The sequence below is a fragment of the Streptomyces sp. NPDC088810 genome, from assembly GCF_044750305.1.
Lineage (GTDB): Bacteria > Actinomycetota > Actinomycetes > Streptomycetales > Streptomycetaceae > Streptomyces.
In genome coordinates, this window is the sequence record NZ_JBIVJQ010000019.1 from 21,061 (window position 1) to 41,500 (window position 20,440).

Annotated in this window: 18 protein-coding genes and 2 pseudogenes; 6 read left to right on the top strand and 14 right to left on the bottom strand. The window is 68.1% G+C overall.

Annotated features, from left to right (window positions below):
* Positions 1–66: 66 nt before the first annotated feature.
* The 3 genes from ACIP4Y_RS37355 to ACIP4Y_RS37365 are packed head-to-tail and all read right to left on the bottom strand — an operon-like array spanning position 67 to position 7,228.
* Positions 67–2,859, bottom strand: a complete 2,793-nt coding sequence (locus tag ACIP4Y_RS37355) for an RNaseH domain-containing protein (RefSeq protein WP_401401293.1) — start codon at positions 2,857–2,859, stop codon at positions 67–69.
* Positions 2,859–6,119 carry a hypothetical protein gene (locus ACIP4Y_RS37360; RefSeq protein ID WP_401401296.1) on the bottom strand — a complete coding sequence of 1,087 codons (3,261 nt, stop codon included), beginning with the start codon at positions 6,117–6,119 and terminating at the stop codon, positions 2,859–2,861. Before ACIP4Y_RS37360 ends, ACIP4Y_RS37355 begins: the two co-directional genes overlap by 1 nt.
* On the bottom strand, positions 6,116–7,228 hold the full coding sequence (locus ACIP4Y_RS37365) for a hypothetical protein (protein WP_401401299.1): 1,113 nt from the start codon (positions 7,226–7,228) through the stop codon (positions 6,116–6,118). The genes ACIP4Y_RS37360 and ACIP4Y_RS37365 overlap by 4 nt, the downstream gene beginning before the upstream one ends.
* A gap of 113 nt (positions 7,229–7,341) precedes the next feature.
* Here ACIP4Y_RS37365 and ACIP4Y_RS37370 point away from each other — a divergent pair, with 113 nt between their 5' ends.
* Positions 7,342–7,890 carry a putative phosphothreonine lyase domain-containg protein gene (locus ACIP4Y_RS37370; protein ID WP_401401302.1) on the top strand — a complete coding sequence of 183 codons (549 nt, stop codon included), beginning with the start codon at positions 7,342–7,344 and terminating at the stop codon, positions 7,888–7,890.
* Positions 7,891–8,003: 113 nt separating this feature from the next.
* Here ACIP4Y_RS37370 and ACIP4Y_RS37375 read toward each other — a convergent pair whose 3' ends face one another.
* Complete coding sequence (locus ACIP4Y_RS37375) at positions 8,004–8,327, bottom strand: hypothetical protein (RefSeq protein ID WP_401401305.1); 324 nt, start codon at positions 8,325–8,327, stop codon at positions 8,004–8,006.
* Positions 8,324–10,062 (bottom strand): annotated as a pseudogene (gene mobF, locus ACIP4Y_RS37380) (MobF family relaxase). The gene ACIP4Y_RS37375 and the pseudogene mobF overlap by 4 nt, the downstream one beginning before the upstream one ends.
* 270 nt (positions 10,063–10,332) lie before the next feature.
* Between mobF and ACIP4Y_RS37385 the strand changes: the two are divergent.
* Positions 10,333–10,479, top strand: coding sequence for a hypothetical protein (locus tag ACIP4Y_RS37385; RefSeq protein ID WP_401401308.1), 147 nt, complete (start codon positions 10,333–10,335; stop codon positions 10,477–10,479).
* 220 nt (positions 10,480–10,699) lie between these two features.
* Positions 10,700–11,005, top strand: a complete 306-nt coding sequence (locus ACIP4Y_RS37390) for a hypothetical protein (protein ID WP_401401310.1) — start codon at positions 10,700–10,702, stop codon at positions 11,003–11,005.
* A 28-nt stretch (positions 11,006–11,033) separates the two neighbouring features.
* Here the strand turns inward: ACIP4Y_RS37390 and ACIP4Y_RS37395 are convergent, their stop codons facing one another.
* From ACIP4Y_RS37395 to ACIP4Y_RS37410, 4 genes are all read right to left on the bottom strand, one after another.
* Positions 11,034–11,192, bottom strand: a complete 159-nt coding sequence (locus tag ACIP4Y_RS37395) for a hypothetical protein (protein ID WP_401401313.1) — start codon at positions 11,190–11,192, stop codon at positions 11,034–11,036.
* Positions 11,193–11,243: 51 nt separating this feature from the next.
* Positions 11,244–11,918, bottom strand: coding sequence for a hypothetical protein (locus ACIP4Y_RS37400; RefSeq protein WP_401401316.1), 675 nt, complete (start codon positions 11,916–11,918; stop codon positions 11,244–11,246).
* On the bottom strand, positions 11,833–12,768 hold the full coding sequence (locus tag ACIP4Y_RS37405; RefSeq protein ID WP_401401319.1) for an ADP-ribosylglycohydrolase family protein: 936 nt from the start codon (positions 12,766–12,768) through the stop codon (positions 11,833–11,835). Before ACIP4Y_RS37405 ends, ACIP4Y_RS37400 begins: the two co-directional genes overlap by 86 nt.
* Positions 12,769–12,830: 62 nt before the next feature.
* Positions 12,831–13,648 (bottom strand): IS5 family transposase gene (locus tag ACIP4Y_RS37410; RefSeq protein WP_401401433.1). Its coding sequence is split into 2 segments (ribosomal slippage): positions 12,831–13,303 and positions 13,303–13,648, totalling 819 coding nucleotides; the frame shifts between segments, so codons are not numbered across the junction.
* 300 nt (positions 13,649–13,948) lie between these two features.
* On the opposite strand from ACIP4Y_RS37410, the gene ACIP4Y_RS37415 reads away from it, so the two are divergent.
* From ACIP4Y_RS37415 to ACIP4Y_RS37425, 3 genes are all read left to right on the top strand, one after another.
* Entirely contained in the window at positions 13,949–14,356 is a 408-nt protein-coding gene (locus tag ACIP4Y_RS37415; protein ID WP_401401323.1) for a DUF6191 domain-containing protein, read from the top strand.
* A 305-nt stretch (positions 14,357–14,661) separates the two neighbouring features.
* On the top strand, positions 14,662–15,420 hold the full coding sequence (locus ACIP4Y_RS37420) for a GntR family transcriptional regulator (RefSeq protein ID WP_401401326.1): 759 nt from the start codon (positions 14,662–14,664) through the stop codon (positions 15,418–15,420).
* A 49-nt stretch (positions 15,421–15,469) separates the two neighbouring features.
* Complete coding sequence (locus ACIP4Y_RS37425; RefSeq protein ID WP_401401329.1) at positions 15,470–16,729, top strand: MFS transporter; 1,260 nt, start codon at positions 15,470–15,472, stop codon at positions 16,727–16,729.
* A gap of 55 nt (positions 16,730–16,784) precedes the next feature.
* On the opposite strand, the gene ACIP4Y_RS37430 is transcribed toward ACIP4Y_RS37425, so the two are convergent.
* From ACIP4Y_RS37430 to ACIP4Y_RS37450, 5 genes and pseudogenes are all read right to left on the bottom strand, one after another.
* Positions 16,785–17,213, bottom strand: a complete 429-nt coding sequence (locus ACIP4Y_RS37430; RefSeq protein WP_401401331.1) for a hypothetical protein — start codon at positions 17,211–17,213, stop codon at positions 16,785–16,787.
* On the bottom strand, positions 17,210–17,620 hold the full coding sequence (locus ACIP4Y_RS37435; protein WP_401401333.1) for a hypothetical protein: 411 nt from the start codon (positions 17,618–17,620) through the stop codon (positions 17,210–17,212). The genes ACIP4Y_RS37430 and ACIP4Y_RS37435 overlap by 4 nt, the downstream gene beginning before the upstream one ends.
* Before the next feature lie 334 nt (positions 17,621–17,954).
* Positions 17,955–18,092: a hypothetical protein gene (locus tag ACIP4Y_RS37440; protein ID WP_401401336.1), complete on the bottom strand. Its 138-nt coding sequence runs from the start codon at positions 18,090–18,092 to the stop codon at positions 17,955–17,957.
* Positions 18,093–18,806: 714 nt separating this feature from the next.
* Positions 18,807–18,977, bottom strand: coding sequence for a hypothetical protein (locus ACIP4Y_RS37445; protein ID WP_401401338.1), 171 nt, complete (start codon positions 18,975–18,977; stop codon positions 18,807–18,809).
* An 810-nt stretch (positions 18,978–19,787) separates the two neighbouring features.
* Positions 19,788–20,439, bottom strand: a pseudogene (locus tag ACIP4Y_RS37450) (IS6 family transposase).
* Position 20,440: the final 1 nt, after the last annotated feature.

A 20,440-nucleotide genomic window follows, 5' to 3' on the forward strand; every position in this document is an offset into this window, starting at 1 on the left:
GTCGATGCGGGGGGACGCTGCCCAGCGGCCCGGTCGATCGGCTGGGGCTTCGCGTTCGGTCGTGCCTCAGGGCTGCGCGTCGTCGTCACCGTCGGTCGGATCGACGGTGCGGCGGTATTCGGGGTGGTCCTTGTCCATCTGGATGCCGAGGTGGACCGGCGCGGGGTACTGCGTGCGGTGTTCCCAGTGAAGGGCGTGATCGCAGAGGCGGGCGGCCGCAAGCCCGTAGGTGAGCAGAGCCTGATCGGCGGGGTGGTGGAGCACGGTGATTTCCGTTGCCGTGTGGCTGTACCAGGTCTCAGCTTGCTCTTTGGGGTCGCTGCTGCCCCACCGGCTGTAGGACTCGCCAGCGCGCGCGTATCGCGCTCCTCCTGTGAACTGGTGGGGAAGGTTGCACATGATGAACGTCTGCTCGGCCTGTTCCATCTGGAACAGGCCGGTGGCGAGTTTGCCTTCCTCGGTGACGGACTCGTCGTACTCCGGGATGTGGCGGAGCCGTTCGATAACGGCCGGCCGGGCCACATCCTCGCTGCCGGAGGTGACCCGGACGACTGCCCGCGGTCGCTGGTCGGGTGCGAGCGTGAAGCCGGGCAGTGCCGGCCGCTTGTTGATCTGACCAGCCGCGTCGGGTGTCTTGCCCAGGTTCTTGTTGGCGAGCAGCGGCCAGATGCTGCGGGCTTCGCCTCCGGACACGTACATGACGTATCCCCGGGCCCGGCCTGCGTGCCCGCCCAGCTCGTAGAGTGCACGGTCGATGTGGCGGGGCAGGAGTTCATCGCGGCGTCGGCCTTCGGGCAGGGCCCGGGCGCGGAAGTGGTAGTTGGCGGGCGCGTAGTCGAGCCAGGTCCCCTGGCCAGCGTGTTCGGCGGGGAGGTAGGCGAGTGTTCGCCAGTACGGGCCGTGGGGGACGAGGGCGACCAGGGTCCACATGAGTTTCGGCTCGTCGGTGGCGACGCGGCGTTCGCCGCGCTGCTGGCGCAGGTGGAGCCCGACGTGGACGAGGGGTTCCTTGAGGCCGTTGGGGCCGGAGCTGAGGGCTTTGGTCAGTCGCGGGTGCACGAGGCCTGCCACACGGGACATATCCGCGATGGCCATGTGGCCGCGGTGGTGTCCCTGGAGTTCGAGGCCCAAGAGCTCGAGGTCGGTGGTGGGTTCGCGGTCCTTCTTGCGGGGATTGCGGCGTCCGGGCTTGTACAGGGTGAGGAACTGGGCGAGGACACGGTGTTTGGCGAGTTCGCCGTTGACTCGGTGCTTGGCGTCCAGGGTGTCGGGGTTGACGACGGTCGAGTCAGTCTTCTTCGAGGCGCGTCGTTGGCGTGCCCAGGCTTTGGGGTCGTACTCGGTTTCGCACAGGGCGAGCAGGCGGGTGTCCTCGGGGGCGTCTAGACCATGGAGTTGCCTGACCAGGGCGGGGCGCTGGTCGTGGTGATCTCCGTGAGCCAGGAGCTCGGGTGCCGGCTGGAACAGGACTTCGATGTGTTCGTTGAGGGAGACGGGCTTGTTCTCGCCGATGCCTGTGGTGGCGAGGTCGGGGCGGTTGAAATGGTAGGCCAGCAGCAACTGCATGCGGGTGCGCATGGCCTGGGTCTTGTAGAGGGCGAGGATGCGCAGCTTCCGGCATCCGGATGCGGCGATGATCTGCTGCAGGTTCTCGTCGTCCCACAGGACCGTGTCGCGGCCTTCGACGGTGGTGCGCCGGTTTCCGAAGGGGCGGCGACCGGCGACCTGTACGCACTTGACCAGGGGCTGGTCGAGGACGGTTCTGACGTGCCGGGCGAGTTCGCGTTGGCTGTACATGCCCACGCCCCTGCCGACCGGATAGCTCACGGCGAAGGGCAGGAGGGCGCGGAGCTTGCCGGGAGGGCCGCTCAGCTCGAGGGCACTGGGTGCGAGGAACTCGTCGTCTTTGTCGCGGGGGAAGACGTGTTCGCCGTGCAGGCGGGTCCAGGAGTCCAAGGCCAGGCGGGTGGTGTGGTTGATGTGGGTGTGGTCGCCGTATCCGCCGAGTTCGAGGTTGAGGAGGGGGCCCTTTGCGTCGCGGGGTTCGTACCAGGCCGTGCGGGCGCTGCGGAGCGTGTTGCTCAGCCGGGAGACTGAGGGTTGGACGACGGCCACGGGATGGGGCAGGCCGGGGTGGGACTTCATCGTGACGTCGAGCCGGAGGGTGGCGTATCTGGTGGCCGTCTTCCAGGCGTTGTCGGTGTCGTCTTCGTCGTCGGCGGCGATGGCGTCGAGGGTTTCTCCGCGGGCGGCGAGCCAGGTGTTGCTCCAGAGCAGTTCGCGGTTCCAGACCTGGAGGCAGTTGGCGAGATCGCGGCGGAAGGTGACGGTCTTGCCGTCGATCTTCCAGCTCTGACCGGAGAGTTTCTCGGCGATGGTCCAGCTGGCTGCCGTCCATACCCAGCCGGGGGCGTCGATGCAGGCCGTGCTGCGGGTGATCTGGTCCCACAGCGGGACTTGTTCGGGGGGAGTCCCGGCGATGAGGTCGGCGATCTGGCTCGGGTGCTGAAAGGTGAAGCGGTCGGCCGGGGTCTGCAGCAGTGCCTGTTCCCAGAGGGTGATGGCGGCGTGCAGGTCGTCGCGGTCGATGGGCCGGGTGGTGGCGAGGAACTTCGGCGGGTTGCTCTTGGAGGTGGGGTAGAGGGTGGCGCTGGTGTAGCCGATGGCGCGCAGGACGGTCAGTAGCCCGCTGTAGGGAAGGTTGGCTGTGGAGCCGGTGATGCCACGGTATTCCTCGCGCAGCTTCTTCCAGGCCGTGTCGATCTTCACCTCGGGCAGGCGGTACAGCCATACCGAGCCCAAGAGTTCTTCGTTGGTGTGGCAGGCCAGCAGGGACAGCTGGGTCTGGTCCGTGGTCATCAGACGCCTTCGTGATCAAGGTCTTCGCTGCGGGGTAGGGGGAGGTGGGTGAGCTGGGGGATGTCGGGTTGGTGGGCGAAGTCGAGCCACGCGGTCAGGGTGGATCCGTAGACGCGGCGGAGGCTGGCCTGTTCTTTTTCCGTGAGTCCGTCGTAGTAGGAGCGGAGCAGCGAGGGGAAATCGGAGCCCAGCCGGGTGTCGAGGAAGGAGTTGTCGACGAGGTACAGCTGTACGGGGGTGCCTCCTCGGCGGGCGCGGCCGGCGAGCTGGATGAGGTCGACGAGGATTCCGGCGAGGATCTCGGTCTTCAGGTAGCGCGGGAGTCTGCTGAAGCGGGAGTCGCTGCGCAGCAGGGTGTGCAGATGTCTTCGGGCGGCCCGGCTCTGGATGGAGAGCATGCGGGCGGGGTCGGGGCCGGGGCAGGCCGCGCGGATGGCGGTTGCGTTGATGCTGGCGTACATCGCCTCGGGTGAGTGCAGGTCGGTGACGGGGCGTAGGCCGACCCAGACCGAGGCCAGCGCGGAGTTCTCGGTGCCGGGGACGAGGATGTTCAGTCCGCGGGCGACCAGTGACAAGGGCGCGCAGATGACTTTGACGTGGGGGTGGGTGCGGGGCAGGTCCTCGAGTTGGTCGATGGTGATTGTCACTACGCCGGTGGGCAGGTGGACGCCAGGCGGAATGCCTGTCCTGGGGACGACAACGGCGATCCAGGAAGCTTGCACCGCGACCGAAGCGATGCCGACGGCGAAGAGGATGGCCTGTTTGTAGGAGTTGGAGACCACCATGGCTCTGGCCCGGTCGGGGTCGTCGATCTCCAGCTGGCGGAGGTGCTCGGAGAGCCGGGTCTGCCACAGCCGCTCCCCCAGTCTCTGGATCTCTCGCGGTTTGTGGGTTTCGGCGATTCCTCCGATGGTGATGGGGTCCCATACGGTGTCCGAGGCGGAGACACTGCCGGCCAGAGCGGTGACCGCGCCGGGTGTGGCATCGGTCATGACGTAGGCGGGCTCGGTGTGCACGTGCTCGCAGGCCGCGCGGGGGAAAAACGCGGTCGCGGACAGCGCGAGGACGCTGCGCTCGACGCCGGCGGTGGCGAGGGCCATGGTGCCGCCGAGCTGGACGGTTCCGGTGTGGGGGTCGCCGCCGAGGGACTGGACGAAGAGTTCGCCGCCGCCCCGGGTGTCCTTGTTTACCTTGAATCCGAACAGCTGGTAGCCCAGGGGGCCGTAGGGCAGGGCACCGTTCTGGGTGAAGGAGCCGAGCGCTCGTGCCAGTTCACGGCCGACGGTCAGCTGGGCCCCAAGCCCGGCGATCACGGACTTCAGGTAGGTCAGGCTCTGGTGGAGACTACCCAGCCAGGCACGCACCAGCAGCGCGTTGGTGACGTCCGGGTGCCGCCTTCTGGGAATCTTGAGACGTTTGAGCGCCCGGGAGATTTCCGTTTTGAGGACGGGCAGCTCGTCCTCGCTGGTGTTGCGGCTGACGGTCCGGGCGAGGATGCCGGCCAGTTCCTGGAAGCGCGGGTCAGGTCTGGTGTCGTCGTCGGAGTCGGGAAAGATGGCACGGAACGCCTTGTGGGTGTCCGGATCGAGGCGGACGTGTTCGTCGAGTCCGAGGAGATCCCTGATCAGGATGCGGTCCCAGATGCCGGGCACGTGCCACCCGGAGCCAGGACGCTCTTCCTCCTGAGCGTCCTGCTCGAGCCAGAGCTCGCCGTCCAGCACGTAGTTGAGGAACTGCTCTCCCAGTCCCCTGGCCTTGAACAAGGCGTTGACCACCCGGCGGTCGGCCGCCGCTGCCAGGCTCTGCCGCTGCTGGTCAACCTGAAGCAGCAGCGAGGTCTTGCTGATGCCGCGCGTGGCCAGGGAGAAGTCATGGGCGCCCGTGGAGCACCAGCTGTTCTGGAGGTTGTCGACCTCGTCGACGATCAGTGTGCGGCAGTGACGGTTGAGGAACTCCATCACGGGAATCTGCCGAAGGAGATGCCGGCCGGTGTCGACTGGGACCTGGATGAGGCCGCGCAGCAGGTTGTGATGGTTGGTGACGATGATGTCCGCCTGAACCGCCTCGCGGAGCAGCGTGTACTTCCCGCACACTCCCATCCGCGGGCAGGCGTGCAGACCGGCCGACTCCTCGTCCCCGGATCCGGCCACGGGATCGGTGACCTTGATCAGCGTGCGGCATGGCTCGCGGCCGCGGGTCACCTTGGGCCCGTCCGTCACCCAGGCGGATAGATCGCATCCGTAGGCGAGTCGGTCGTGACGGTCCTCGCGGCCCTGTTCTGCGGCGCGGAGGGCCTGTTCCGCGACTCGGGTCTCGGTGACCAGCGGCACGCAGCGCAGCTTGTGGCGGGCGGTGGCCTGGGCAAGCTGGGCGGTGACCTGGAGGACGAGTTCGTCGTCCGCCTCGATCTTCTCGGCATTGTTCAGGCTGTCGTGGATCGTGCTGACGATGATGGCGACGGGGCCTTGGCCCCGGTCGGCCAGGAGCGGGGCCAAGGCATTCATCAGCACGCTCTTGCCTACGCCGGTCGGCGCGTTGACGATCGTGAGCTTCCCGGCCGGCAGGTTCAGACGGGTGACGGAGTCGCCGGAGCTGTCCTGGAGCCGGTCCATGAAGGAGGCGAGCACGCCCGGCTTCCAGCCGTGGCGGGCGGGTCCGGCAGCGGCCTGGCGTCGGGCCAGGCGCAGGATCTTCTTGCGGGTGGCGGTCGTCGTGGCCATGTACGGGGCGGTCGTCAGGCGCAGCGGCCGTACGTGGGCGCCTTCTTCGGTGTCGGGGATGGTCACCACCGAAGGCTCGGATCCCCCGAACTGCCACCGGCCGGGGCCGGCCACGGGCAGCGGTCCACGGTTGCTGTAGTGGTACCCCTCGGCTTCGCGCACCAGTTCCCGTGCCAGTTCCAGCGGCTTTTGCGCGTGCGCGGCCAGGAGATAGGTCGCCTGGCGGGGCGGCACATCATCAGGGAGCCGGTAGAGGCCGCCGCCCGAGGCTGCAAAGGTTCGCGCGAGCGCCTCGAACATGCGGCGTCCTGCCAGGTCGTCGGGGCGCACGTGCCAGTACCGGCCGGCCAGCTCCCGTACGCGCCGCGGGACCTGGGGCCAGCCCTCCCACAGGTCCACTCGGGCAGCCGCGAACACATGCGCCTGGTCCAGCGGCACGACCATCCGGCCGTCGGCGTTGCGGAAGCCGAAGTGCTCCTCGGCCAGCGCCAGCGCCGCGGAAACGGACAGCTTGCGCAGTTCCCACTCCTCCGGCCTCACCGCGACGCTCCGCACGCGGCCTTGACCTGCTTGACCAGACGGCTGACCGTGGTCACCTTGACGCCCCGGTCGCGTACCTGCGCGGCGAGGAAGTGCCGCTCGCTGTGCTGGTGGTCGGGCAGGACGATCGTCAGCCCCTTCCGCAGCCCCGGGCGGTCCGAAAGCGCCTTGCCGAGCGCGACGACCGACTCCCACGCCTTGGCGTCCACCCTCCAGTGCCGAGCACGCTTGCCTGGCACCGCGACGGTGATGTGCAGGTCGTACTCGTCCGGCCGTTGCTGGCCCGGCCACATCACCAGCTCGACGAACGGCAGGCCGTCGAACTCGTCGCGCAACTGGAGTTCGAGGAGCACGGGAAGGGTCCCGTAGCGCCACACGTGCCGGTTCACGGCCAGGTGATCGGAGCTGGCCGGGAGCGGTGTCACCGGCACCGCCGCCTTGCCGGTCCCGGTCAGCTCACCCGGGCCCGGCCCTTTGCCGGGGATGTACCGGTAGTGCACACCCCGCGGCGCATGGGCCTCACAGCGCACGTCGAACTGCGGCCCGAACCGAACGGCCCGCATCGGCCAGCGGCAGACCGGGCACGGGTACCACCAGCCGTCGACCTGGCACCACGGCCAGTCGGCCACCGACTCGAAGAAGTCGAACCGCATCCACAGCCGGTCCCACTGGCGGCTCAACACCCGCACCGAGCCGGCGGCATGCGTTCCCAGAAGGGCGCGGGCGCGTCGGTACTCCTCCGGCGAAAGGCGCCGCATGAGGCCGTACAGACGCTGTTCTTCCTGCTCGGCGCGCACCCGGGCCCACGGCCAGTACTGCTCGAGCGCCGCTTGCGGTATCAGGTGCTCGCTGCACAGGTCCTGAACAGCGTCACGGGCCAGCCCCTGCGCGTCGAACAGTCTCATGCTGTCGAACCGGTCGGGCCTGCCTGAAGCCGGCGGGAGCAGAGCTCCCAGCGGGCCGCGCAGTCCCTGACGGAATTCCTTCATCCCGATTTGCGCCGCCCGCTCAGGACGGTGGGCCGCTCGAAGCACCGCCAAGCAGTCCATCAGCAGCCTGCTCCGGCGGCCGGGCGCCAGTACCGGATCGCTCTCCGCGACGACCGCCATGCAGCATGCCGTCAAGGCCTGGTCACGCCGCTCCTCGTCCGCGACAACTTCTCTGACACCCACACCGGAACACATAGCCACGAAACATAACTAATGTCACATACCGTTAATTCATGTACAAGGAGCCCACCCAGACAGGTCAACAGCCCGCAAAGGCGCCCCCGCCGGCGGCCGACACCCGCCACCGATGGCAGTGGGCCATGGCGCCCGGGGTCGACTTCTCGGCCCCGGCCGCTGTCAACGAATTCGCGAAAGCGGGCAAGTGGCTGTGGTTCCTGCCCCTGCGCGCCCTCGATGCCGGATGGCGCCTCATCAAGACGGCCGTGGAAGCCGGACAGCTCGGGCCGGGAGCCAAGGTCGCCACGCTGGGCAGCGACTTCGACGGCGATCCCACACGCCGACCTGTGATCATCTACACCGCCAACCACCACGACGAACAGGACGTACGGCGCGTCCTGAACGCCCTGCGCGCACTCGGTGTCCGCGACACTCTGGCCTACAAGACCGACGAGGCCACCGCGCGCGGAGAATACGGCGACGGAACCAGCATCTACACCAGCCCCGCGGGAACCACCAAAATCATCCAGCGACCGTCAGACTCGCCGGCGGCACAACGCGCGAGCCGGTACATGACCTGGCGCAGCGTGACGCCGCCCTCGTAGCACTCCACGATTCTTTCGGGTGGACACCACCGAGTGGGCTCCACCCGATGTCGTGCACCGCCACTGAGTGCAGGACGTCTGGGGTTCCACTCGGTGGACGATGCACAGCACCGTCACCACAGCCAGGCGGTGGAGCGCCGCACCCGGGACAGCGCGCGGGCGTCGCGGCGCGCGGCCGCGTTGCCGATCCTGCCTTGCCTTGCACGGGGCCGACGGGACTGCCCAGCGGCGAGGCGGCGGCGTCCGGCATCCTGGAGCCGCCGCCGTTGCTTGCTCAGCTCCCGGTTCTTCTCCGCCTTCGACTTTGGTTTCCAAGGCCGCTTCCAGATCGGCTCCCACGCCGGGGGCCCATCGAGGACGGCGGCCATCTTCTCCGAGGCCGCGCGGGCCCGAGCGAGGACGTCGTCAAGGCTGGGCTGTTCTTCCGGGGTACTCACCCGACTCCTCCTGTGGTCCGGCCCGGCGCGTGCTGAGTGCCGGGCTGCTGAGTGTGCGGCGACGGTGCCGTCGTCGGCGCGGGCTGCGTTTGTGGGCCGTGGGTGACGGCGCGCTCCCGCATGCCGTCCTGGAGCTTGGCGACGGCGGCCTCGAGCGTCCGGCGGGTCTGCTCCACCGTGGCGACGTCGGTCTTCGGCTCCGGGACGCGGCCGGCCTTCCGATCCGGGCGGCCCAGCCGCGGGCGGGACCTCGCGGTGGCGGGCACGGCGACGGGGTACGGCCGACTCCGGGAGCCCAGACGTTCCGCGCGGCGCTCCGCCTGGACCCGGGCCGTCAGCGCGTCGGCGGCGAGGCGGGCCCGCTCGTAGAGGGAGGCGGACCGGTTGCGGGTCAGCGGACGCAGCACGGCCTGGTCCTCGGTGTCGCGCGGATACAGCGCGCGCAGGTCGGCCGTCATCATCCGCCGACCTGCCGGGCGGGTGTAGTCGTCGACGACGGTCTGCACGATCTGTTCGTCCAGGCCCGCCTGGTGGGGCCGGCCGCGCAGGACGTAGGAGAGGTAGCGGCGGGCTTCGGCGAGCAGGTGGTGGCGCTTGAACGCGCCGCGCATCACGTACACCACAGCCACGACGTCGACGGCCGCCAGCGCTATGTCGACCACCGGCCGCACCCGTGCCCACACCGCCGCGGCCACCGCCCGCGCCCGCTCCGCCAGCCCGTCGACGACGTCGGCGCCGTAGGCCCGGATCGCGGAGGTGCGCCATCGCTTGCGCAGCTCGGTCAGTGACAGCAGCTCCGTGCGCTTGGGTGGGCGCGTCTGGTCGGCGGCCTGGCAGGCCAGCGCGTAGGAGGCCCGCTCCCCCGGCGGGTGGCCCTGCCGTTCCTCGTATTTGGCGGTGAGGACGGGCAGGGCGTCCTCGATCTGCTGGCGGCGGGTCGACTGCCAGCCGATGAGCCGCTGGTCGATGCCCGCGATCTCCATGACAGGCCGGCGGCCGGGCGTCACCTCGCGCGGCTCCCACGCCCACCCGAGCCGGGCGGACACCAGTACAGGGTGTAGAGGGTGTCGGCGGCGACGATGTGGGTCATCAGCGAGTCCGCCGACAGGTTGCCCCACTTCCCGTCATGCGGCCGCCGGGCGCGGACCGACACGACCGCGTGCGCGTGGAGCAGGGGCCTCGATTCCGTGGCTCTGGACTCGTAGTGCCGGAAGACCGCGACGATCAGCCCGTCCTTGACCCGGGCCCGCTGCTTGCCGCCGGCCTTCGAGCGGATTTCCGCGACCGACTCCTCCAGCCACGCCAGGGTCTTGTCGCGGGCGATGTCGTCGCACAGCTCCAGCACCCGGCGGTGCCGGTCGTCCATCAGGGCCCACGCGATGTGTGCCGTCGGCGGAGGCCGGAAGACCAGGTCGAAGGCCAGCCAGGGGGTGCGCTCCTTGGCCTTGTCGGTCTTCGGTGAGCGGTTGTGCTCGATGGGCCTGCCCAGCACGGTCGCCCGCCTCGCCTGCGCTGGGCTCTTGCCCTGCGCCAGGAGCTCGCGCTCGATCCGGTCGGCGTCCGGGTGCCGGCCCTCTCCCAGGAGCAGTTCGGCCTGCCGCTCGGTCACCACGTCCCCGGCCGCCAGGCCGAGCGCGGCCGGGCCCCGGCCCTTCCACACGCCGGGCGGGACACCGGCTTCGTCCTGGGCGGCGCGCAGCGGCGTGCCCGCCCGGCGGTGGCCGTCGCCGACCATCACGCCACGGAAGAGGTAGCGCACCCCGTTCCCGGGGCGAACTGGCGACATGCTGATCATCGGCCCATGGAACCCCTGCACTGACCTGCGGAAAAGCGTGATCCGGGGTGCTTCCCGCCGGGCGGGAGGCCATCACCAGATCTTTACCGGAGCGCCCGTCAGGCGGTCTGTCTGCTCAGGCCGAGACGGTAAGCCACCGACCTGTGCACAGTCCGCCGCATCTTGAAGCAACTGATCTACGCAGACCCCTGCCCGCTGTGCTCGCGACCGATGGAACCCGAGTTCCGCAGCGTCGGCCGCTCCGCCCAACAGGACCACCCCGCCCGCACCGACTTCCACCGGTACCACTGTGTCGGCTGCGAGGCCGCCCGCCCCCAGGAGTTCTACGACGCGATGCGCGCCCTCTACGAGAGCTGACTCCGGGCCGTGCGAATACTGCGCCGCAACCACACGAGCCCCACCAACCCCGCAATCGCCATGCAACCGACTCCACCGTCATCGAGCGCACACCAGCGCACCACTCCCTCGCCCAACGACCACCACTGAGCACCACGTCACCGACGCCCTTCAACACGAACAGCCACCACCGCCCCCGGCCAACCGGCCGGGGGCTTCGTGCGTCCTGGAGGAGTTCGCCGTGCCCACCTACGAGACCACGCCCCGCTTCACCGCTGACCTTCACCGCCTGACCCCCGCACAGCGCCGCCGCTTCTTCCAGACCGTGGCGGCCTTCGTCGAGGACCTGCGCACCGGCGGGCACTTCCGCGCCGGCCTCCGCGTCAAGCGCGTCCAGCGCGCATCCGGCATCTACGAACTCACCTGGTTCATGGGCGCTGGACCCGCAGGACGCGCCACCTGGCAATACGGGCCTGCGCTCCGCCCCGGCGTGCAACACGTCATCTGGCGCCGCATTGGCACCCACGACATCCTCACCGGCCCCTGACAGCATCTGGGACGGTGGGCACGGCCGGTCACCCGCTGGCGGGCTCGGCGCCCGCGCCGAACGGTGGGACGTCCGCAACGGCGACGTCCAGCCGGAGCCGGGCGAAGCGCACCGGGTGCCGCCAGGCTCCGCGCTCCAGCGCCGTGTCCACCATGATCTCGGCGACCAGCTCCGGTTCGACCAGCACGACGTCGAGCGGCGTCCGCGACCCCCACGAGGTCGTGAACCGAACGCCCTCCTATGGATGTCCGGGCCCGGCTGGTGTCAGCCGGTCGGCCAGCTCGCGCGCCGCGTCCGACCGCAGCGGCGTACTGGGGCCGACCGGCCGGAGCACCCCGGCCGCGTCGAGACGGCCCAGCACAAGCGTCTGCGGCCGGCGCACGGTCCCGGTGATGGCGCCAACCACCACCTCGGTGGAGTCCCGGCGGCGCACCTTGTAGAGCGCACGGGCTCCCGGCAAGTACCGCTGTCCGCTCCCCCGGATCACAAGCCCTTCGACGCCGGGCACCTGCGTCCAGGACGTCAGCCACTCCTGCGCCGTCGTCACGTCAGCCGTCTCGGGGCAGAGCGTCCACGGGGCACTCAGCCCGTGGTCGGCGAACAGCCGCTCCAGCCGCGCGCGCCGCTCGCCGTACGGGACGTGCAGCAGCTCCTGGCCGTCGATCTGGAGGACGTCGAAGGCGATGAAGTGCTCTGGCATCTCCTGGGCGAGGCGGGCCGCGGTCCGGCCGCCGGAGACCGCGCGCCGCTGGAGCGCCTCGAACGACATCTTCTCCTCGGCCCACACAACCAGCTCGCCGTTTATGCGGGCTACTACGTCTGTCTCATCAACGGCCCTCTCCGAGGCGGTGTGCAAGGTGGAGCAGATCAGCCAGGCGCAGCACGCGTCCGTCGAATCCTGGGAGGGGGACATGGAGCGGCTGGGTCCAGCGGGCGGGGATTGCGTCCAGCCCGTAGTACGCGCCCGCGAGGCCTCCGGTCACCGCGGCGACGGTGTCCGTGTCGCCGCCGAGGTCGATCGCCGCGCGTATCGCGTCTTCGAAGCTGGTGGTGGTGCGCAGGGCCCAGACGGCGGAGCCCAGGCAGGGCCAGACGGCGCCGTTGAACTCGGTCGCCCGATCGGGGTGCCAGTCGGGCGCGAGGACGGTGGCGTAGCGGCCGCGGTGGTCGGGGTGGACAAGGGCCAGGATGTCCGGGAGCGCGGTGAGGGGGTCGGTGTCCTCGAGTGTGACGCGGATGAGTTCGTGGAAGATCGCAGTGCCTTCCCAGGCCGCGCGGTCACCGTGGGTGAGGGCAGCGATGCGGTGGGCCGCGTCCATGGTGGCTTCCTGGCCGACGGCCGCGAAGTAGACCGCGGAGGTCGATGCCCGCATCAAGGAGCCATTTCCCGCTGCTCGTTGGTTGACCTGGAAATGGATCGCGGCGGCGAGGTCCCAGGGCATGCCGTTGGTCAGGACGTCTTCGGTCTGCAAGCCGATGTCCTTCGGTTCTGATGCCGCCCACCGCTGGAAGCGGGTAAAGATGTCCGGCAGATCCAGTCTGCCCCGCTCCAGCAGGGACTCCGCGACCAGGACGGCCATCTGCGTGTCGTCAGTGGCCTCGCCGGGGTCCCAGCCACCGCCTGCGCACATCTCGCCACCGGCATTCGGCGCGGGAAACCGCGCGGAGAACGCTCCCGGGGGACCGAACTCGAAAGGGGCGCCCAGGGCGTCGCCCACCGCTGAGCCGACGACCGCACCAGCGGCCCGCTGAATCCGCTCCATCCGCGCAGGTTCCTGTGCCGCGCCGACGGCCGCGCAGCCCTAGTTCCTTCTTAGACCGTGTCCTACATGGTGAGTTTCAGGAGCCGCTTGTAGCAGCAGAGGGCTGCGGCGAGGCCGAGAAAGGCCAGGTAGTTGCGTGGGTGGCGTTCGTATCGGGGGCTGAGTCTGCGGTAGCCGGACAGCCAGGAGATGGTCCGTTCGATCACCCACCTGCGGCGGCCCAGTCGTTCGCTGGACTCGATGCCCTTGCGTGCGATGCGGACACCGATGTGCTTGCCCCACAGCCATTTCCGCAGGTGGGGGATGTCGTATGCCTTGTCGGCGTGGAGTCGCTTGGGTTTGAAGTGACGGCCTCGATGCGGGTCGTGTTGCGTTTGGATACCCGCGACCATGGGCTTCAGGCCCTCGCTGTCGTGGACGTTGGCGGCCGAGACGCCGACGACCAGGGGCAGTCCGTTCGCATCCGACAGGATGTGCATCTTGGAACCCGGCTTGCCCCGGTCCACGGGGTTCGGACCTGTGTGTTCGCCCCCTTCTTAGCCCTGACGTGGGCGGAGTCGAGGACCACACGGGAGACGTCGACAAGGCCGGCATCGTCGAGCTGACGCAGGACCGCCTCATGCAGGCGGCCCCAGACGCCGGCTCGCGACCAGATCATGAACCGGCGGTGCGCGGTCGACTTCGATATCCCGAAGCACGGCGGCAGTGCCCGCCAGGCGCATCCGCTGACCAGCACGTAGATGATGGCCGCGAACAGCGTCTCATCAGGTGTGTTCTGCTTCCCGCCGCCCTGCGGCCGCACCCGGTCCTCCGGAATCAACGGCTTGGCGATCTCCCACAAGCCATCCGGAACAATCCAACTCCACGTACCCCGCCCCATGTGCAGCCCAACGACCAACTGACCATGTAGGACACGGTCTTAGGTTCCCCGACCCGGAGCGTGTCCGTCCACGGCAGGTGCGCCACCTGAGACACTCTGAGGCTGAGACACCCGTACAGGTGACATAACTCCGTCGAGGGCCGGGCCGTCGGGCAGGTGGGCGGCCGCGACCACGAGATCAGGGAAACGGCTCTGCAGGAGACCGCCGCGGCGGGACTGCACGAGCAGCGGGCCGGGCACCGGCCACGGGGTGAAGACGATCGCCCGGTAGCCATCCTTCTCCAGACTGCGAGGTGTCTAATGAGACACCGGCGGCTGAGCTGCCTCTCTTACCGCCAAGTCATTGGCTCGGCTTGCACTGGCCGTTGTGCACGGTTGTCAGCAGACTGTCAGCACGAACCATCGGTGCCCGGAAGGCGAGAACTCTTGCTCCTTGCGACTGGCAGTGTCGTCATCTGTCTATGGCTGATCCTCTTTACTTGGGTCGGCTGGCGGCGGCGCAGGCATGGCGGCGGAGCATCCACTGCTGAGGCATGGGGCGAGCTCTTCCATCCGTCACAGCGGCACGTGCAGCAGGAGCGAGAACGCCAACTTGTCCTCCGGGACGACGCCGAATCCGGTGCACCCCCCAGCTCTGTTGACCTCGACTCCGGCAAGGCGGTTATCCGCCCCGCGCAGAGCGCCACGAGCAAGTACGACGCGCCGTAACGGTTCGGCACGTCGCCATCCGCCCGAGCGCGGCTGCCCGGAGTTCTCGGTTTCCTCCAGCCCTGCGCATCCACGGACCGGCAGCAGCCGGTCATCTTGCCGGACCGCTGCCCCGCACCAGCAGGCTATGTCCGCGCCTTGACGGTCGATCAGCGGCGAGTTGGGTCTTCTCGCCGGCTACTTCCGTAGGCGCATGAGCTCGGAGCGTATTTCTACTCCAGCAGCTTTTCCCTGGTGCAGTAACTTGCCAGCGCCCCCCTGGAAATGGTCAGTTGCCGCAGAGCAGGACAACCGGAGGATCATCCATGCCCCGACAGGCGCCGTACCTCGCAGTAGCCGACGTGCTGCGCGCGCGGATTCTCTCCGGAGAGTGGGAGATCGGGGAGCGCCTGCCGTCCCGGGCTCGGCTTGCCGTGGAGTACGGGTTCGGACGCAACGTCATACAGAGGGCCATGGACCGTTTGATCATCGAAGGTCTCCTCGAAGGCCGTGCCGGCTCGGGCACCTACGTCCGCAGGCCGCGAGAGCGCCTCCGACTGATCCGCTCGCGGCACCGCGAACGCCGGGAGAGTTCTCTTCCTTGGCAGGACAGGAGGGAGCGGGGCAGGGCCGACGCCTGGGATTCACACAGTCAGGTCCGCGTCCCCGCCCCCGAGCCAATCGCCGAGCGGCTCGCCATCAGCCCCGGGGACCCCTGTGTCTGTACGCATTACGAGTTTCTCGCCGACGGGCAACCTGTCCAGCTTTCAGAATCCTGGGAGCCGATGGCTATCACGGATGGAACGCCGATTGTGCTGCCCGAGAAGGGTCCCCTGGCGGGTAAGGGGGTGGTCGAGCGCATGCGTTCCATTGGCGTAGCCATCTCGACTGTGGTCGAGGTGCCGCGCCCGGCTCGTGCCACCCAGGTTCAGGCGAACCTCCTGGGGATCAGCCTGGGAGACCTCGTTCTGCAGATCGAGCGGACCATCTTCGACACGGACGGACGTCCGGTGGAAACAGCCGACATGGTCATTCCGGACATATGCCGGGAAGTGGTCTACGAGTTCGGAATCGACCGTCCGTAGTCGTTGAAGCCATCAGAGAGACATCTAAAATTCGACAGCAGGGTATTCCATGGCAAAATCCTCCCGCCTCGGCCTCTTGCATAATCGGGACTTCGGGCGATTGTTTGCTGCCACTGCGCTCGGTCAGCTAGGCGACCGCATCATCTTCCTGGCCTTGCCTCTGGTTGCCATTGCGGCATTACGTGCCGACGAGTTCCAGGTGGGCTTACTGACCGCGATGACTTCGGCAGGATCGCTCCTGATCGGATTGCCGGCAGGCGCATGGGTGGACCGCGCGCGGAAGCGATCGGTGATGATCAGCACTGATCTCGCTCGCGCGCTGTTCCTCTCGACGATTCCGGTGGCATGGTGGGCGGGCCTTCTCACCATCTGGTGGCTCTATGCAGTCGCCTTGGTTCATGGAGTATTGACTGTCTTCTTCGATGTTGCATACGTCAGCTATCTCCCGCACTTGGTGGGACGAGACCATCTCGTGGAAGGAAACTCGAAACTGTCGGCCATACGCTCGGTGACCAGTATCAGCGGGCCGACGGTGGCGGGGCCGCTGGTCGGCCTGGTTGGAGCGCCTGCAACGCTTTTGGTGAGTTCGGTCGGGATGGCTATGTCGGGGCTGCTCGCGATTACCATCAGGAAACGCGAAGAGAAGCCTGAGCCGAGCGAGCGTCCTCAATTGGCTGGCGAGATCAAGGAGGGGCTGAAGTTCGTCGTAAAGTGCCCTACCCTCCGTGCGATCATGCTGGGGGATGCGGTATTCAACCTCTTCCTGGTCATGTATCAGACCATGCTGCTGGTTTTTTTGGAGCGGGAGATTGGTCTCCATTCCTTTGGTATCGGCCTCATTTTCTCGGGGATGGGTTGCGGTGCCTTGCTGGGCGCACTGTTGGCAACCAGGGTCTCCAAGCGGGTCGGGCAAGGTCCGGTCATCGGGCTGGCGTCGCTGGTTAGCTGTCCCTTGACCGCGCTCATGCCGCTGGCACGAGCGGGTTGGAGCGTGTATGTGGCCGCGATCGGACTCGCGGCTCTGTCACTGGGTGGAGTCGTCCGCGTGGTGGCTCAGTCAAGCTTCCAGCAGGCCCTGACGCCGGATCGGCTTCTGGGTCGGATGAGCGCAACAGCTCGGTTTGTTTCCTGGGGTGGCATTCCTCTCGGTGGGCTTTTGGGTGGAGCCTCGGGCTCTGTGTTCGGAGCGGCAGGCACTTTGTGGATCGGTGCAGCGGGTATGACGCTGAGTGTCCTTCCAAACTTCCTGTCACCGCTTCGGACAATGCGCACGGTGCCCACGGAGAAGGCCCCCGGATTCGCGCGTTGAGGTGTCACTGATGGCTAACCAAACAAGCGCGTACGGCCTGTAGGGGCAAGCGTCTTCACTCAGAAATGAAGTGGGTGCGGTCGAGGGGGATGACGACAGCCGATTGTTTGGTGGCCTGCTCGCGCAGGGCTGTGTTCTCCGCGAGCAAGACGGCGATGACGGTAGCGGCTGCGTCGACCTGGTCCTGGAGTTGCTGTCGCTCTTGCCGATTGTTCTTGAGTTGGCGTCGAAGATCAGCGATCTCCAGCGTCTGCCGTTGGTCGTGGAGACTTGCCGGGCTCCGGCCGATGTGGTCGTCCCAATCAGCAAGCACGTCGGTGGCGCGGTTCATGGTGGCTCGACTGACGCCGGCCTCCCGCCAGAGGTTGTTCTTTGTCAGCTTGCCGTCGGTACGGGCCGGTCGGCCGGTGAATAGTCGCTCCATAGCTTCCCGCAGTGCCTTCTCGGCCGGTGCCGAGACCTTGAGCTGAGGGGCCTCGCTCATGCGCCGTCTGCCTTCCTGAGCGCGAGTTCGACGTCACGGATCTGTTCGTCGATGGCAGCTCCGTTCGGGGGCAGCCGTGGCTGGTCGCGGAGTCGGCTCAGCGAATCGTGCTCGGCCTTCCAGATCGGTAGGTGTTCGGGGGCGATGATGCTGTTGCTGCAGCGTGCGGGCTGGCAGCGGTCGATGAGTGGCCCTCGGTGTCCCGGGGGCACGATGGCGTCTTCGAGGCACTTCGCGCCGACGGGGTTGTTCTCGTCCATGGTGCAGTGGTTGAGCTTTCCGAACCGGATCGACAGGTGCGTGCGTTTGAGCAGGCCGTGTTCGACGCGAATGTCCCCTCGCTGTGCCTTTCCGTTCGCTCGGAGGGCTTCGGCCTTCTCCCGGACGGCAGCGAAGGCCGAACGCATCTGGTCAGCGCCGGGCCCGAAGCCGATGGCCTCGCCGCGGCTGTCGGGGTCGAAGAGGTCCCTCAGTCGTTGGAACCGGCGTTCGGCGATGGCGGTGGTGAGGAGGCGGGCCCAGGAGGGGTCGTAGCAGTGCGCATCGCGAGCGTGCGCGTCGACGCCGGTTCAGAATCTCAAGACAGTAGAGCGGAGTGGGGTGTACCGCCCCATGACAGCCGCACCGCTACAGAAACCGCCCCACGGCAGTGACGCGACGTTGCAGGTCACGGTCTGGTGTGCGTGGGGGTCGGGATACTCGTGCTGGTCGTGGGCGGATGGCCTCGGCGAAGATCGTCGGTCACCGGGAGACTTCACGGTTCGTGAGGACCAGCAGGGCCATCACGAGCGCGGTCGCCCACTTCGTGTCGGTGCGTACCTTGCCGAGCACGCGCCAGTTCTTCAGGCACAGCATGGGTGAGGAGGAGCACTTCCTCACCCATTACAAGATGCCTGTCAACGCGGAGGCCGGCGAGCCGATCAACTGGATGCGGCTGCCGGTCCTGGACCGGGGGTGGAACGCCACTTCTTGCGACAAAGGTGGCTTCATCCAGTGCGCGCGGGACCGCGCCGCGTCGGGTGCTGCTGTTCGCCACCGCGGCCTGCACGCACTGCGCACCTGGTGCGGGGCTGCACCGACGGAAGTCCCGCCCCGCACCGGCGCACTCACCGCCCGCCGCCGCCCGGTGCCCAGCACGAGGATGCGCACCCGGCGATCCTCGCATGGACGCAGAGCAAGGCGGCGGACCGTGGCACGAACGAGCTGTCGCTCAGCGACCTCCAGGCCATGATGGCGAGCTGACGGCCGTCCGCTGACCGCGCCGACGCCCACGCACCAGATGTCCTTCAGCGCAGGCGCTTTCGCGTCCTGTGACCGCGTCGCCGAGGGGCGGTCACTGTCCAGAAAGGGGCACGGCATTCTGGGCCTGTTCGTGAGAGCCCCCACTGCTCGACGGCCGGTCGCATCGCTGCACTGCCTTCGCGTCATTGGCGCATGCCTGTGCGAACTAAGGAATCCGCGTTCGAAAGCACGGCTGCCAAAGGCGGTCCAGCAGAGCCGGTGCCCAGTACGTGGCGGATGTCCGCGACCAGTGTTCTGTTATGCCCAGACGTAGTGGGCCAGGACCCACTCGCTGAGACGCCCCTTGCCGCTTCAGCGATGGCCGCGCTTCTTCTGCTCGGTCCAAATGATCACTGTGCTCAGGACCAGCAAGGCGGACAGGATGCCCAGGAACCAGGCGGGCGGGCCGACGAAGATAGACACGACGAAACCCAGGAACGTGGTCAGGAGGACCACACTGGCCCACAGTTCGCGATCACTCATGCGTCCCCCTACGCGCGGTGAGTCCTGCTCCGCCCCTACGGACGAGCAAAGCAAGGGAAGCATCACCAGACACACGGCTGCCGGTCAAGGGTCGGCGCCACGTGCGGTGCTGCCGGGCCGACCCTGCCCGCAAACCACCCGGTCGGCCGGCGGACGTCAGCACCTGCCCCCACCGCCTGACTCGGTGCTGATGGCCGCACCGCAGCCATTCACATTCGAGGCGCGAAGGCACCCCGTGATCGGCACGTGCGCGAGGCCGGGCCGGGCGGTGAGATGCCATCCACCGGGCGACCCCACCGACCTCGCCCACCTCGGCGCCCCTTGGTTCACGGGGCGCGACCGGGCCGCCCAGCAACTGATCGACCGCTATGGTGCACGCGTCGACAAACCGGTCGAAGCGATCGTGAAGGACCCCGCCGTGCCGAACCTGGCCGCCGTCGAACCCCGTTTGGCGACAGGCACCGTCAACAGCTCCAGCTCAGCCGCGACCACGATGACGTGTGGTAGCTGCAGTTGGGTACAGGCGATCCCGAGGGCCCCGGAGCCCTCGTGCCCGTCTCCCGGGACGACGGGCGAGGTCGCTGGAGCGTTTGCCGGGACGTGGGCCGCGCGAGTGCCCCCGCAGGCGACGCAGCAAGCGAGGGTGCAGGGGAGCGAAGCCACCGAAACACGGAGGCCCCGATGGTCCACCCGACCTGCCGCACCTCTCGCCGGAGCAGCGCGAGCGCCTGGAGTGGCGCTGTCACGTTGGTGGGTGGGTAGGTGCTGATGGCACGTCGTGGCGTGATGGAGCCCGGTTCCGGGCTGTGGTCAGACCGCGGTGGCAAGCCCGGCGACGCCGGTGATCTGCTCCCAGATTGCGAAGCGGACGGTCATCTCGGCGCGGTAGTCGTGTGCAGGCATCAGATGGCGGCGGGGCCAGAAGTGGGGCGAGATACCACTGAACGCGGACAGGAACCGCTGGGCCCTGCCCACTGAGCGGAAGCCCTTCATCGCCCGTTCGCGCTGCCTGGTGGGCTGGTGGCTGTTCTCCGCCCGGTTGTTCAGGTACTTCAACTGGCGGTGCTCGACGCAGGGCATGACTTCGCGGCGGGCGGCGCCGTAGCAGCGGAGCTTGTCGGTGACGATCACCCGTGGCACCGTTCGGCTCTTCTTCATCAGCCTGCGGAAGAAGCGCCAGGCCGCGGCCTTGTCCCGGCGGTTCTGCACCAGGATGTCCAGGACGTTGCCGTCCTGGTCGACGGCCCGCCGCAGGTACTTCTATTCTCCATTGATCTTGAATGAAGACCTCTTCCAGGTGCCATTTGCCACCCGGCCGAGGCTGCCGGCGGCGCAGCGCGTTGGCGTAGGTCTGCCCGAACTTGCCGCACCAGCGGCGCACCGTCTCGTAGGAGACGACGATCCCGCGCTCGAGCATGAGCTCCTCAACCTCGCGGAACGACAGCGGGAAGCGGAAGTACAAC

What these genes read in the sequence shown, in the direction of transcription:
- ACIP4Y_RS37365 (WP_401401299.1), bottom strand. Translation starts at nt 7,228, where the DNA reads ATGGCGGTCGTCGCGGAGAGCGATCCGGTACTGGCGCCCGGCCGCCGG.
- ACIP4Y_RS37435 (WP_401401333.1), bottom strand. Translation starts at nt 17,620, where the DNA reads ATGCGTTCGGCCTTCGCTGCCGTCCGGGAGAAGGCCGAAGCCCTCCGA.
- ACIP4Y_RS37445 (WP_401401338.1), bottom strand. Translation starts at nt 18,977, where the DNA reads ATGAGTGATCGCGAACTGTGGGCCAGTGTGGTCCTCCTGACCACGTTC.
- ACIP4Y_RS37415 (WP_401401323.1), top strand. Translation starts at nt 13,949, where the DNA reads ATGAGACACCGGCGGCTGAGCTGCCTCTCTTACCGCCAAGTCATTGGC.
- ACIP4Y_RS37400 (WP_401401316.1), bottom strand. Translation starts at nt 11,918, where the DNA reads ATGTCCCCCTCCCAGGATTCGACGGACGCGTGCTGCGCCTGGCTGATC.
- ACIP4Y_RS37370 (WP_401401302.1), top strand. Translation starts at nt 7,342, where the DNA reads ATGTACAAGGAGCCCACCCAGACAGGTCAACAGCCCGCAAAGGCGCCC.
- ACIP4Y_RS37405 (WP_401401319.1), bottom strand. Translation starts at nt 12,768, where the DNA reads ATGGAGCGGATTCAGCGGGCCGCTGGTGCGGTCGTCGGCTCAGCGGTG.
- ACIP4Y_RS37430 (WP_401401331.1), bottom strand. Translation starts at nt 17,213, where the DNA reads ATGAGCGAGGCCCCTCAGCTCAAGGTCTCGGCACCGGCCGAGAAGGCA.
- ACIP4Y_RS37420 (WP_401401326.1), top strand. Translation starts at nt 14,662, where the DNA reads ATGCCCCGACAGGCGCCGTACCTCGCAGTAGCCGACGTGCTGCGCGCG.
- ACIP4Y_RS37355 (WP_401401293.1), bottom strand. Translation starts at nt 2,859, where the DNA reads ATGACCACGGACCAGACCCAGCTGTCCCTGCTGGCCTGCCACACCAAC.
- ACIP4Y_RS37385 (WP_401401308.1), top strand. Translation starts at nt 10,333, where the DNA reads ATGGAACCCGAGTTCCGCAGCGTCGGCCGCTCCGCCCAACAGGACCAC.
- ACIP4Y_RS37425 (WP_401401329.1), top strand. Translation starts at nt 15,470, where the DNA reads ATGGCAAAATCCTCCCGCCTCGGCCTCTTGCATAATCGGGACTTCGGG.